The 12,026-nt window shown below is 70.0% G+C and carries 14 protein-coding genes; 8 read left to right on the top strand and 6 right to left on the bottom strand.

Annotated elements, in window-relative coordinates; translation table 11 throughout:
• Positions 1-85: 85 nt before the first annotated feature.
• Positions 86-1,243 carry an S-adenosylmethionine:tRNA ribosyltransferase-isomerase gene (locus J7E91_RS26925; protein ID WP_214909066.1) on the bottom strand — a complete coding sequence of 386 codons (1,158 nt, stop codon included), beginning with the start codon at positions 1,241-1,243 and terminating at the stop codon, positions 86-88.
• Positions 1,240-1,959 (bottom strand): SDR family oxidoreductase, encoded by a 720-nt coding sequence (locus J7E91_RS26920; protein ID WP_214909064.1) that lies wholly within the window; start codon positions 1,957-1,959, stop codon positions 1,240-1,242. The genes J7E91_RS26925 and J7E91_RS26920 overlap by 4 nt, the downstream gene beginning before the upstream one ends.
• 217 nt (positions 1,960-2,176) lie before the next feature.
• On the opposite strand from J7E91_RS26920, the gene J7E91_RS26915 reads away from it, so the two are divergent.
• The 3 genes from J7E91_RS26915 to chpE all read left to right on the top strand — a co-directional run bounded on the left by J7E91_RS26915 (position 2,177) and on the right by chpE (position 4,415).
• Positions 2,177-3,370, top strand: a complete 1,194-nt coding sequence (locus J7E91_RS26915; RefSeq protein ID WP_374224784.1) for a GAF domain-containing sensor histidine kinase — start codon at positions 2,177-2,179, stop codon at positions 3,368-3,370.
• The gene (locus tag J7E91_RS26910; RefSeq protein WP_308377202.1) at positions 3,363-4,028 is read left to right on the top strand and encodes a response regulator transcription factor; all 666 of its coding nucleotides are present in this window, start codon (positions 3,363-3,365) and stop codon (positions 4,026-4,028) included. Before J7E91_RS26915 ends, J7E91_RS26910 begins: the two co-directional genes overlap by 8 nt.
• A gap of 138 nt (positions 4,029-4,166) precedes the next feature.
• Positions 4,167-4,415: a chaplin ChpE gene (chpE, locus tag J7E91_RS26905; protein ID WP_214909062.1), complete on the top strand. Its 249-nt coding sequence runs from the start codon at positions 4,167-4,169 to the stop codon at positions 4,413-4,415.
• 87 nt (positions 4,416-4,502) lie between these two features.
• Here chpE and J7E91_RS26900 read toward each other — a convergent pair whose 3' ends face one another.
• Complete coding sequence (locus J7E91_RS26900) at positions 4,503-5,294, bottom strand: hypothetical protein (protein WP_214909060.1); 792 nt, start codon at positions 5,292-5,294, stop codon at positions 4,503-4,505.
• A gap of 144 nt (positions 5,295-5,438) precedes the next feature.
• On the opposite strand from J7E91_RS26900, the gene J7E91_RS26895 reads away from it, so the two are divergent.
• The 4 genes from J7E91_RS26895 (at position 5,439) to J7E91_RS26880 (ending at position 8,717) form a co-directional block, all read left to right on the top strand.
• A complete protein-coding gene (locus tag J7E91_RS26895) occupies positions 5,439-6,236 on the top strand; it encodes an ABC transporter ATP-binding protein (protein ID WP_214909059.1) in 798 nt (265 codons plus the stop codon).
• Positions 6,237-6,306: 70 nt separating this feature from the next.
• Positions 6,307-6,735, top strand: coding sequence for an NfeD family protein (locus J7E91_RS26890; protein ID WP_214909058.1), 429 nt, complete (start codon positions 6,307-6,309; stop codon positions 6,733-6,735).
• A gap of 183 nt (positions 6,736-6,918) precedes the next feature.
• A complete protein-coding gene (locus tag J7E91_RS26885; protein ID WP_214909057.1) occupies positions 6,919-7,848 on the top strand; it encodes an SPFH domain-containing protein in 930 nt (309 codons plus the stop codon).
• Between the two features lie 101 nt (positions 7,849-7,949).
• Entirely contained in the window at positions 7,950-8,717 is a 768-nt protein-coding gene (locus tag J7E91_RS26880) for a sulfite exporter TauE/SafE family protein (RefSeq protein ID WP_214909056.1), read from the top strand.
• Positions 8,718-8,772: 55 nt separating this feature from the next.
• Here J7E91_RS26880 and J7E91_RS26875 read toward each other — a convergent pair whose 3' ends face one another.
• The 3 genes from J7E91_RS26875 to J7E91_RS26865 form a co-directional block, all read right to left on the bottom strand.
• Positions 8,773-9,315: an HNH endonuclease gene (locus tag J7E91_RS26875; RefSeq protein WP_214909054.1), complete on the bottom strand. Its 543-nt coding sequence runs from the start codon at positions 9,313-9,315 to the stop codon at positions 8,773-8,775.
• A gap of 144 nt (positions 9,316-9,459) precedes the next feature.
• Entirely contained in the window at positions 9,460-9,996 is a 537-nt protein-coding gene (locus J7E91_RS26870) for a YbhB/YbcL family Raf kinase inhibitor-like protein (protein ID WP_214909053.1), read from the bottom strand.
• Positions 9,997-10,053: 57 nt separating this feature from the next.
• Positions 10,054-10,836 carry a sporulation protein gene (locus J7E91_RS26865; protein ID WP_214909052.1) on the bottom strand — a complete coding sequence of 261 codons (783 nt, stop codon included), beginning with the start codon at positions 10,834-10,836 and terminating at the stop codon, positions 10,054-10,056.
• Between the two features lie 143 nt (positions 10,837-10,979).
• On the opposite strand from J7E91_RS26865, the gene J7E91_RS26860 reads away from it, so the two are divergent.
• Entirely contained in the window at positions 10,980-11,621 is a 642-nt protein-coding gene (locus J7E91_RS26860; RefSeq protein ID WP_214909051.1) for a DNA-3-methyladenine glycosylase, read from the top strand.
• The last annotated feature ends 405 nt before the right edge of the window (positions 11,622-12,026 follow it).

Raw genomic sequence — 12,026 nt, 5'->3', positions numbered from 1 at the left:
ACGCCCCTTCGTAAGTGACGTGTGTCCTATGCGCGGGCTCACATCGGGCACGTAACGAACTCACCAGTAGTTGCTCGTGCGATGCTCAGAGTGAGCGCTCTGCGGCGGTCTCCTCCGGGAGGACGAGATGTACGTCGCCGAACTCGTGCCAGAGGTAGAGATGGCTCAGCGCCTCGGCGTATCCGCGGCGCAACGCGGCCCCTCCCGCCACCGCCTCCAGCATCAGCAGATGCGACGCCTGCGGCTCGTGCAGCCCGGTCAGCAGCCCGTCCACGACACGCACGCCCCGCTCCGGCGTGACCACCAGAGCCGTCCAGCCCTTCGCCGCACGCACCACCCCGTCGGGCCCGGCCGCCGACTCCAGCGCCCGCACGGCCGTCGTCCCGACCGCGACGATCCGCCCGCCGCCCGCCCGCGCCGCGTTCACCAGCCACGCCGTCGAAGCGGGCACCTCGAAACGCTCCGGGTACGGCGGCTCGTGGGCCTCGGCCGAAGCGACCCCCGTATGAAGGGTGAGCGGCGCGAACTGCACGCCCCGGCTCACCAGCTCCGCCACCATCGCCGCCGTGAAGGGCCGCCCCGCGCTCGGCATCTCGGCCGAGCCCGCCCCGTCGGGGGAGGGCAGCGCGAAGACCGTCTGGTACGCCGACAGCGGCTGGTCCCGCTCCGTATACCCGTACCGGATGGGCCGCCCGTACCGGCGCAGCAGTCCCGGCACGTCACCGCCGGACACCCGGGCCCACCACAACCGCTCCCCGCCCGCCCCGACGGGCTCCTCCAGCACCAGCCTCCGGCCGCCCGGCAGCCGGACCGCGGTCCCGGCGGGCCCGCCGCGAAGCGGCCGTGTCGCCCCGGTCTCCAAGGGGCCGCGCAGCTCGACGGCCCAGCGCCGGTCGTCGCCTTCGGTGGAGAAGTGCACCACCACGCGATCTCCCGGGCCAGTGGCCGGGCCGCCGGGCGCCACCGCCACCCGCCCGTCCACCGCCGCCGCCAGCGTGGGCGACGTATTCACCACCAGCACGTCTCCGGCCCGCAGCAGCCCCGCCAGCTCCCGGAACACGTGATGTGAGACCTCCGTGCCCCGCGACACCAACAGCCGCACGTCGTCCCGCCCCGAGCCGCGCTCCTCGGCGGGCACCCGGGCCGAAAGCTCCTCCGGCACCCGCAACGCACCGACCCCGCCCGCCGTCGCTCCGTCGCCGCCGGCCTCCTGCTCCGGCCGGCACGTGATCGCGTCCCTCATCGGTCCCCCTCCGTCTCCACCAGCGCCGACACCACGTACCGCCCGCTCGCGCGCCGGGGTCGCTCGTCGAGCAGCCGCAGAAACGCCGGGACCGCCGCAGCGGGCTCCGGCCGCCACGCGTCGTCGTCCGGCACGGCGGCCGCGTACAGGTCCGTCCGCATGTCACCCGGATCGACGGCCCACACCCGCAGCCCCGGCTCCTCGGCCGCCAGCACCGCCGACAGCTGGTCGAGCGCCGCCTTCGAAGCCCCGTAACCGCCCCAGGTCCCGTACGCCTCCACCGCCGCGTCCGAACTCACCGAGACCACCGCGCCGCCGTCCCCGTCGCGGCCCGCCCGCAGCAGCGGCAGCGCTTCCCGTACGAGCCCGAGCGCCGCCACCACATTCGTCTCCAGCGCCGCCCGCAGCCCCTCCAGGGGCAGCTCCGCCAGCCGTACGAGCGGCTCCGCCCCCAGCGCGCTCGCGTTGTTCACCAGCAGATCCAGTCCGCCCAGCCCGCGCGCGGCGGCCACCAGCTCCGCCCGGTGCGCCGCGTCGGTGACGTCTCCCGCGACGGCCACCACCCGCGTCCCGTACTTACGCGCCTCCCGAGCCGCGTCCTCCAGCGCGTTCCCGGTCCTGGCGTCCAGCACCAGGTCCCAGCCCCGCTGGGCGAGCGCCGTCGCCAGCGCCCGCCCCAGCCCCTTCGAAGCGCCCGTGATGATCGCAACCGCCATGACAACCGTTCCCCTTGATCTTCGTCGCGCCTTCGCCGCATCGAGTGCCTTCAACCTAGGAACCAGCCCCCTCCCGGCGCCTCATGCGCAGGCCCCACCGCATCAGGGCACTTCGGCCTACGCCCACCGACCAGGCACACAGACCTACGTCCTGCGCCCTAAGCAGGGCCTCCGCAGGTCCGATACGACGGCCGGACCACGCCGGTACGGTGATCACATGACCCATCGAGCAGGGGCCCATCGAGCAGCGGCCCATCGAGCAGGGGAGACCACATCCCCCCGCTCCGGCCTCACCGCCGTGAGCACCGCCCTGCTCGCCATGAGCCGGCACCTGGAGGTGCGCGACGTCCTCAAGACGATCGTGGCCTCCGCCCGCGAGCTCCTCGACGCCGAGTACGCCGCACTGGGCGTCCCCGACGACCACGGCGGCTTCGCCCAGTTCGTGGTCGACGGCGTCAGCGACGAGCAGTGGAAGGCCATCGGCCCGCTGCCCCGCCAGCACGGCATCCTCGCCGCGATGCTGCACGGCGCCGACACCGAGCGCCTCGCCGACGTACGCAAGGACCCGCGCTTCGAGGGCTGGCCCGCCGCGCACCCCGAGATGTCCGATTTCCTCGGCCTGCCCATCCGCGACGGCGACGACGTCATCGGCGCCCTCTTCCTCGCCAACAAGCGCTGCCCCAAGCCCGACGGAGCGTGCGGCTTCACCGAGGACGACGAGGAACTCCTCGGCATGCTCGCCCAGCACGCCGCGATCGCCCTCACCAACGCCCGCCTCTACGAGCGCAGCCGCGAGCTGACCATCGCCGAGGAACGCTCCCGCCTGGCCCACGAACTCCACGACGCCGTGAGCCAGAAGCTCTTCTCCCTGCGCCTGACCGCCCAGGCCGCCGCCGCCCTCGTCGACCGCGACCCGGCCCGCGCCAAGGGCGAACTCCAGCAGGTGGCCGCGCTGGCCGCCGAGGCGGCCGACGAACTGCGCGCCGCCGTCGTCGAGCTGCGCCCCGCCGCCCTCGACGAGGACGGCCTGATCGCCACCCTGCGCACCCAGATCCAGGTCATGGACCGCGCCCACACCGCCCGGGTCACCTTCCACAGCGGCGGAGTACGGGCCCTGCCCGCCGCCCAGGAGGAAGCCCTCCTGCGGGTCGCCCAGGAGGCACTGCACAACGCACTGCGCCACTCCGGCGCCGCCCACGTCGACGTCGTACTGGAAAAGAGCGGCCAGGGCGCCCGACTGAGAGTGACGGACGACGGCAGCGGCTTCGACCCGAAGACCGTACGCAGGGCGGGCCGCCACCTCGGTCTGGTCTCGATGCGCGACCGGGCCGGCGGAGCGGGCGGCAGGCTCACCGTGGAATCGGCGCCCGGCAAGGGCACCACGATCGAGATGGAGGTCCCCGGTGGCTGAGGCGGCCGCACGACCGGCGAAGAACGGCATCCGCGTACTGCTCGTCGACGATCACCAGGTGGTACGCCGGGGCCTGCGCACCTTCCTGGAGATCCAGGACGACATCGAGGTCGTCGGCGAGGCCGGCGACGGCGCCGAAGGCGTGGCCCGCGCCGAGGAGCTGCGCCCCGACGTCGTACTCATGGACATCAAGATGCCGGGCACCGACGGCATCGACGCCCTGCGCAAACTCCGTGAACTGGCCAACCCCGCCAAGGTGCTGATCGTCACCAGCTTCACCGAGCAGCGCACCGTCGTCCCCGCCCTGCGCGCGGGCGCCTCGGGCTACGTCTACAAGGACGTGGACCCGGACGCCCTGGCCGGCGCCATCCGCTCCGTACACGCGGGCCATGTCCTCCTCCAGCCGGAGGTCGCGGGCGCCCTGCTCGCGCAGGACGAGGGCAACGGCGGCACGGGCCGGGGCAGCACGCTCACCGAACGGGAACGCGAAGTGCTGACGCTGATCGCGGACGGCCGCTCCAACCGGGAGATCGCCCGCGCCCTGGTCCTCTCCGAGAAGACAGTCAAGACACACGTCTCGAACATTCTGATGAAGCTGGACCTGTCCGACCGCACCCAGGCTGCCCTGTGGGCCGTGCGACATGGGATTACGGGTTAATCGGACGGTCTACGTCCCGGTCCGAGATTCATACCGTCGGGTGTATGTCCCCCGAATGGCGCATCCGATCGGCCGGTGACCCGTTCTTCATGGCGTGCTGCGGCGGCTGGCCGCAGCGACGTCTAGGAGGATCCTGAAGTGAAGAACCTGAAGAAGGCCGCTGCCGTCACCATGGTCGCGGGTGGCCTCATCGCCGCCGGCGCCGGTGTTGCGTCCGCCACCGAAGGCGGTGCGCACGCCCACGGCAAGGCCGTCCACTCGCCGGGCGTCGGCTCCGGCAACCTGGTCCAGGTCCCGGTCCACGTCCCGGTGAACGCCGTCGGCAACACCGTCAACGTCATCGGCGCCCTCAACCCGGCCTTCGGGAACCACGGCGTCAACCACTGACCCCACCCAGGTCAAGCGGTGACCCCCCGGCCCCCAGGCGCCCCGACAGCGCCTGGGGGCCGGCCGCACACTACAGCCCTGCAAGCCCTACAGCCCGCCCCGCTCCCGCTCCTCCACCCACGCGTTGTACGCCGCCACCTGCGCCCGCCGCGCCACCCGCTCCACCGGCCGCAGCGCCTCCCCCCGAGCCGCCATCTCCGACGCGCTCACCGCACCCCCGTGCCCGTTCTCGTGCGCCACGGAAATGAGCAGCCCCACCCGCTGCGCCAGCTCCAGCACCCGTACCGCGCGCGGTGGATATCCGGGAGCCAGCACCTCGCCCCCGCCGCCTTCCACCCGCGCCCGGTACGCGTCGATCGCCGCCTCCGCCACCGGACCCGACCCCGCCACGTCGAGCCGCGACAGCACCGCCGTCGCATCCCGGAGCGCCTCCGCGAGCTCCCGCTCGGCCTCCCCGAGCGAGGGCACATCGGCAGGCGGAGCCTCCCGTACGGCGAGGCAGTGCCACATCACCTCGACGCGTACGTCCCCGGCCGGCCCCACTTCGTACACCTCCGGCACCAGCCCGTACGCCGCGCCGGAGCAGACCACCGCCTCCTCCGCCTCCAGCGCCCGCGCGTTGAACTCCGGCGGTCCGCTGAGCCCCAGCGGATGCCCCGGCGCGGGCAGCGCCACCCGGAATCCGGTGGTCCCGAGCGCCCGCAACCGCCCCAGCGCCAGCGTGAGCCCGACCGGCCCCGCCTCCCCGGGCACACCTTCCACCCGGTGCACCGCGTCCTCCCCGACAATGGCGAGCGCGACGTGATCCGGCGAAGCAACTCCGGCCAAAAGGGCATTTCCCCATGCGGCCAGACGTCCTGAGCGAGGTTCGGAAAGCATGGCCCCAGCCTAGGTAATGGCCCGGGTAATGGACCTAGCAGTCGGCCCACTCGACCGGTGGCGTAGGTTTTCCCCTGGGAGCTGTGCCTACAGGCACAAGGCGCACCCGACATTCTCGAGACTGCATGGGGAGACAACGCGCTCATGAGCGATGTACTGGAGCTGGTGGACGTATCCGTGGTCCGCGACGGACGCGCTCTGGTGGAAGACGTCTCCTGGTCGGTCAAGGAGGGTGAGCGCTGGGTGATCCTCGGCCCCAACGGCGCCGGAAAGACCACCCTGCTGAACGTCGCCTCCAGTTACCTCTTCCCGACCACCGGCAGCACCAAGATCCTCGGTGAGACGCTCGGCAGCCCCGGCACCGACGTCTTCGATCTCCGCCCCCGCATCGGCATGGCCGGCATCGCGCTGGCCGACAAGCTGCCCCGCCGCCAGACCGTTCTCCAGACGGTGCTCACCGCGGCGTACGGCATGACCGCCACCTGGCACGAGAACTACGACGAGGTCGACGAGCAGCGCGCCCGCGCCTTCCTCGACCGCCTCGGCATGACGGACTACCTCGACCGGAAGTTCGGCACGCTCTCCGAGGGCGAGCGCAAGCGCACGATGATCGCCCGCGCGATGATGACCGACCCCGAGCTGCTGCTCCTCGACGAGCCGGCCGCCGGTCTCGACCTCGGTGGCCGCGAGGACCTCGTCCGCCGCCTCGGCCGCCTCGCCCGCGACCCGTACGCCCCCTCGATGATCATGGTGACGCACCATGTCGAGGAGATCGCCCCCGGCTTCACCCACGTCCTGATGATCCGCCAGGGCAAGGTCCTCGCCGCGGGCCCCGTGGAGACCGAACTGACCTCCCGCAACCTCTCCCTCTGCTTCGGCCTCCCGCTCGTCGTCGAGCGCAGGTCCGACCGCTGGACGGCCCAGGGCCTGCCGCTCACCTGACCTTCCGCTGACACTCCTCCGCCATGCCCGCGCCCTGTCCGCGAAGACCACCCGCACCTACCATGACCATGTGGACATCGACGCATGGGTGTGGTGGCTGATCGGCGCTGTCGGGCTGGGAATTCCGCTCGTGGTGACAGCGATGCCTGAATTCGGAATGCTGTCGGCAGGCGCGGTCGCCGGCGCCGTGACTGCGGGCCTGGGCGGCGGAATGGTCGCCCAGGTGCTGGTCTTCGCCGCCGTCTCGGTCGCACTGATCGCGGTCGTACGCCCGATAGCCGCCCGGCACCGCTCCGACCGGCCCCAACACCGCACCGGCATCGACGCGCTGAGAGGCCGTCAGGCCCTGGTGCTCGAACGGGTCGACGGCAGCGGCGGCCGGATCAAACTCGCCGGCGAAGTGTGGTCCGCCCGGTCCCTCGACGCGGACCAGAGCTTCGAACCGGGCCAGCAGGTCGACGTCGTCGAGATCGACGGAGCAACGGCCGTGGTGATGTGACGCCGTGGCGATGCGTGACGCCGTACTGATGCGACGCCATAGCGACGTAACCCGGCCAGGTAAGCCGAACACCCCGCACACCGACCCGCGTTCTGGGAAGATTGATCATCAGATCCTCCGCGTCACGGCCCACGGCCTGGCCGGTCTCCCGAGAAGCACGACACGAAGGGCACGGGAAACGCGATGTCATCCGTCATCATCGTCCTGATCATTCTGGTGGTGCTGGTATTCATCGCCCTGATCAAGACGATCCAGGTCATCCCGCAGGCCAGCGCCGCCATCGTGGAGCGCTTCGGCCGCTACACGCGCACCCTCAACGCGGGCCTCAACATCGTCGTCCCGTTCATCGACTCGATCCGCAACCGGATCGACCTCCGCGAACAGGTCGTGCCCTTCCCGCCCCAGCCGGTGATCACCCAGGACAACCTGGTCGTCAACATCGACACCGTCATCTACTACCAGGTCACCGACGCCCGGGCCGCGACGTACGAAGTCGCCAGTTACATCCAGGCCATCGAGCAGCTCACCGTCACCACCCTCCGCAACATCATCGGCGGCATGGACCTGGAGCGGACCCTGACCTCGCGCGAGGAGATCAACGCGGCGCTGCGCGGAGTCCTCGACGAGGCCACCGGCAAGTGGGGCATCCGCGTCAACCGCGTCGAGCTCAAGGCGATCGAGCCGCCGACCTCCATCCAGGACTCGATGGAGAAGCAGATGCGCGCCGACCGCGACAAGCGCGCGGCGATCCTCACCGCCGAGGGCATCAGGCAGTCCGCGATCCTCACGGCCGAAGGTGAGAAGCAGTCCGCGATCCTGCGCGCCGAGGGTGAGGCCAAGGCGTCCGCGCTGCGCGCCGAGGGCGAGGCACAAGCCATCCGTACGGTCTTCGAGTCCATCCACGCGGGCGACCCCGACCAGAAGCTGCTCTCGTACCAGTACCTCCAGATGCTCCCGAAGATCGCCGAGGGCGACGCCAACAAGCTCTGGATCGTGCCCAGCGAGATCGGCGACGCACTCAAGGGCCTCAGCGGCGCCTTCGGCAACTTCAGCGGTGGCGCCCCCGGCTTCAACACGGGCCAGGAGCGCCGCCAGGACCCCCCTATCGACTGACCCCGTCGGCCGACCCTCGTCGACCGCCCCCGTCGACCGCGCCGGCCCCCCGTCGTGCATGATCGGTGCACCAAGCAACGATCATGCACGAAGGGCACACCGTGACCATCTGGGAGATGCTCGCCGTCTTCGCCGCGGGCGTGGGCGCGGGGACCATCAACACCATCGTCGGTTCTGGAACCCTCATCACCTTCCCGGTGCTGCTCGCCACCGGCCTTCCGCCGGTGACCGCGACCGTCTCCAACGCCCTCGGCCTGATCCCCGGCTCGATCAGCGGCGCCATCGGTTACCGCAAGGAGCTCACCGGCCAGCGCCGCCGCATCCTGCGCCTCGGCGCGGCCGCCGCCGTCGGAGGCATCTGCGGAGCCGTACTGCTCCTCGCGCTGCCACCGACCGCCTTCGAGACGATCGTTCCGGTCCTCGTCGGTCTCGCCCTCGTCCTGGTGATCCTGCAGCCCCGGATCACCAAGGCCGTCCAGCGCCGCCGCGAGCGCAACGGCTCCCACGCCGATCCCGACGGCGGCCCGCTCCTCATCACCGGCTTGCTGATCGCCAGCGTGTACGGCGGCTACTTCACCGCGGCGCAGGGGATCATCTACGTCGCCCTGATGGGCATGCTGCTCACCGACACCCTGCAACGCGTGAACGCCACCAAGAACGTCCTCGCCGCGATCGTCAACACCGTCGCCGCGACCTTCTTCGTCTTCGCCGCCGAACTGGACTGGACGGCCGTGGCCCTCATCGCGGTCGGCTCCACCCTCGGCGGCCAGCTCGGAGCCAAGATCGGCCGCCGCCTGCCACCGACCACCCTGCGCGCTCTGATCGTGGCCGTGGGCACGGTCGCGATCGTCCAACTGGTGCTGCGCTGACCCGACGTACAGAAGCCCGCCTCCGAACGAAGGCGGGCTCACGACCGGTGCGTACCTACGCCGACTTCGCCAGCCATCCCCAGTCCTTCAGCTCCGTACGAGCAGGGGAGACACCGTCGGGCAGCACGGACCGCTCATGCGCTCCCAGCGCCAGCAGCATCGCGTCGGCGGGCGAGGGAACGAACGGCCGGCGCAGCAGCGGCATCCCCGCCTCGTCCGGCGTACGGTCGGCCTTGCGGTGGTTGTCCTCCGCGCAGGACGCCACCGTATTCAGCCAGCCGTCCCCGCCACCCTGAGCCTTCGGCACCACGTGGTCGACGGTGGTGGCCCGCCGGCCGCAGTACGCGCACCGGTGCTGGTCCCGTATCAGCACACCGCGCCTCGACCACGGTGCCTGTCTTCGGAAAGGCACCCGGACATAACGGCACAACCTGATCACCTGCGGCACCGGAAGCTCCACGGCGGCCGCGCGCATCAGCAGTCCGGGACGGGCCTTTTCGACGACGGCCTTGTCCGTGAGGACAAGCACCACCGCCCGGTTCAGCGTCACCGTAGACAGCGGCTCGAAGCTCGCGTTCAGTACCAGCGTGTCCCGCATCTTGCCCACCCTCCCTGCGCCGGCCCGCCCCGTAGCGGACTTGGATCAACTCTGACCGGGCACACCGAGATGGACAACGCAATAAAAAGATGCCCGTCCCTGATCTCTTCCAAGACCAGGGACGGGCAAACAGAAAGTGAACGGTCAACTCGCCGCGGGCGCCTCGTATTCGGCGACCAGCTGCGCACGCCCGAGCGTGTGGAAACGCAGGTTGAATCCCACAGCGGCGGGGGAGGTATCGGCGTCAGGACCGAGCTTCTCCGTGTCCACCGCGTACACGGTGAACACATAGCGGTGCTTCTCGCCCGCAGGCGGCGCCGCCCCGCCGAAGTCCTTCGACCCGTAGTCGTTACGGGCCTGAACGGCGCCCTGCGGCAACCCCTCGAACTTCCCGCTGCCCGCCCCGGCAGGCAGCTCCGTCACGGACGCCGGAATGTCGAATACGGTCCAGTGCCAGAACCCGCTGCCGGTCGGCGCGTCGGGATCGAAGCACGTCACGGCAAAGCTCTTGGTCCCGGCGGGAAAACCCTCCCACCGCAGGTGCGGCGACGTATTGCCCTCCGCGTACACCTGAGCGTCCTTCAGTACCGCCCCGTCGGCGACATCCTCACTCACCACAGTGAACGAGGGCACGGGCGGATGGAAGTCATGGGGAAGCGGCGGCCTCTTCGCCTCGGACACGTGTGGAACCTCCGATTGGACTGTCTGCTGTGCCTGACTGCCTGACGGCTCCCGAGCCTAGAGCCAGTTGCGCTGACCGCCGACCTGGGCGAGCCACTGGTTGAGGTAGGCGACCCAGTCCGTTCCCTGGAAGTCGTTCAGCCCGACCTTGAAGGCCCGGTAGGAGTCGCTGCTCTCACTGAAGAGCCCAGGCTTCTTGTCCATCTCCAGGACGACGTCCATCTCGCGGTCGTCCGCGACGAAGGTCAGCTCGACCTGGTTCAGCCCGCGGTACTGCTGCGGCGGCTGGAACTCGATCTCCTGGTAGAAGGGCAGGCGCTGACGCGTCCCCCGGATGTGGCCGCGCTCCATGTCCGCGCTCTTGAAGCGGAAGCCCAGCTGTACGAAGGCGTCCAGGATCGCCTGCTGCGCCGGCAGCGGGTGCACATTGATCGGGTCCAGGTCACTCGAGTCCACGGCCCGCGCGATCTCCAGCTCCGTAGTCACGCCGATGTTCATGCCGTGCAGCTGCTGACCGGCGATGCTGGTGATCGGCGTCTCCCAGGGGATCTCCAGCCCGAACGGCACCACATGCACCGCGCCGGCCTTGACCTCGAAGGCACCACCGAGCCGCTGCTTGGTGAACTCGATGTCCTGCTTGACCTCCTGGTCACCGCCCTCGACCTCGACGCGCGCCTGCAGACCGACGGAGAGCCCCTCGATCTGCTGATCGACCGAGCCGCCCTGGATACGCACCTCGCCCTGGACCACACCGCCAGGTACGACGTTCGCCTCGGTCAGCACCGTCTCCACCGACGCGCCCCCGGCACCCAAGCTCGCGAGCAACTTCTTGAAGCCCATGACTTCTCCCCAGATCTTTGGTTCTGACTCTGACCAGTACAAACGCGGAAGGACCACGCCCGGTTCCGTGGCCCTCACCCTGGCAAAGCGCGTACCCCAAGGCCACCTACCCGAACGGACGACATCCACTACGCTCGGAGGGCATGATCACGGACCCCGACCGTACGCCGCTCCCCAGGACGTTCTTCGACCGCCCCGTACTGGAGGTCGCCCCCGACCTACTGGGCCGCACTCTCGTACGACTGACCGAAGACGGCCCGATCGAACTCCGCATCACTGAGGTCGAGGCCTACGACGGCCCGGGCGACCCCGGATCGCACGCCTACCGCGGAAAGACCCAGCGCAACGCGTCGATGTTCGGCCCACCAGGTCACGCGTACGTCTACTTCATCTACGGCATGTGGTTCAGCCTCAACCTGGTCTGCGGTCAGGAGCACACAGCCAGCGGCGTCCTCCTGCGCGGGGGAGAGGTGACGCGCGGCCAGGAGTTCGTACGTAAGCGACGACTCTCGGCCCGAAACGACAACGAACTGGCCAAAGGCCCGGCACGCCTCGCCACGGGACTGGCCATCGACCGCACCCTGGACGGCACCGACCTCTGCGCCGGCCCCGACTCCCCTCTCTCTGTACTGCACGGCACCCCCGCCCCCGCTGACCTGGTGCAGAACGGTCCGCGCACCGGAGTGGGCGGCGACGGCGCGAACCACCCCTGGCGTTTCTGGATCGACGGAGACCCCACCGTCAGCCCCTTCCGGGCTCACACCCCACGCCGCCGACGAACTTGACGTGGCCCCGGCGGACGCCTAATGTGGCCCGAGCCGCTTGACACGGGCACTGCTGTCGGCACCGGCTTTCGAGCCGGCCGAAGCACCTCGAAGCGGCCAACCACTACCTACGACTTCCCTGACGGGTTCGATTTCGGCATGCCCGAATTCCTGCTCAGCGGCTCGATTATGAGCCGCAAGGGAAATCCGCTAAAGTAGTGACCACGCCGAAAGGGAAACGCGAAAGCGAAGAACTGGAAAGCGCCGAGGAAGTCGGACACGAAAGAGTCTGATAGAGTCGGAAACACGAAATACCGAACGAAAGCCCGGAGGAAAGCCCGCGAGGGTGAGTACAAAGGAAGCGTCCGTTCCTTGAGAACTCAACAGCGTGCCAAAAGTCAACGCCAGATATGTTGATACCCCGGC

Origin of the sequence: Streptomyces sp. ISL-99 (assembly GCF_018614005.1) — a bacterium.
Taxonomy (GTDB): Bacteria; Actinomycetota; Actinomycetes; order Streptomycetales; family Streptomycetaceae; genus Streptomyces; species Streptomyces flavidovirens.
Note: the sequence above shows the minus strand (reverse complement) of the source record. Positions and strands in the feature narration are given on the sequence as shown.

Bases quoted from the DNA above. Each gene is read 5' to 3' on its own strand.
- J7E91_RS26925 (WP_214909066.1), bottom strand. From the start codon at position 1,243: ATGAGGGACGCGATCACGTGCCGGCCGGAGCAGGAGGCCGGCGGCGAC.
- J7E91_RS26920 (WP_214909064.1), bottom strand. From the start codon at position 1,959: ATGGCGGTTGCGATCATCACGGGCGCTTCGAAGGGGCTGGGGCGGGCG.
- J7E91_RS26915 (WP_374224784.1), top strand. From the start codon at position 2,177: ATGACCCATCGAGCAGGGGCCCATCGAGCAGCGGCCCATCGAGCAGGG.
- J7E91_RS26900 (WP_214909060.1), bottom strand. From the start codon at position 5,294: ATGCTTTCCGAACCTCGCTCAGGACGTCTGGCCGCATGGGGAAATGCC.
- J7E91_RS26895 (WP_214909059.1), top strand. From the start codon at position 5,439: ATGAGCGATGTACTGGAGCTGGTGGACGTATCCGTGGTCCGCGACGGA.
- J7E91_RS26885 (WP_214909057.1), top strand. From the start codon at position 6,919: ATGTCATCCGTCATCATCGTCCTGATCATTCTGGTGGTGCTGGTATTC.
- J7E91_RS26875 (WP_214909054.1), bottom strand. From the start codon at position 9,315: ATGCGGGACACGCTGGTACTGAACGCGAGCTTCGAGCCGCTGTCTACG.
- J7E91_RS26865 (WP_214909052.1), bottom strand. From the start codon at position 10,836: ATGGGCTTCAAGAAGTTGCTCGCGAGCTTGGGTGCCGGGGGCGCGTCG.
- J7E91_RS26860 (WP_214909051.1), top strand. From the start codon at position 10,980: ATGATCACGGACCCCGACCGTACGCCGCTCCCCAGGACGTTCTTCGAC.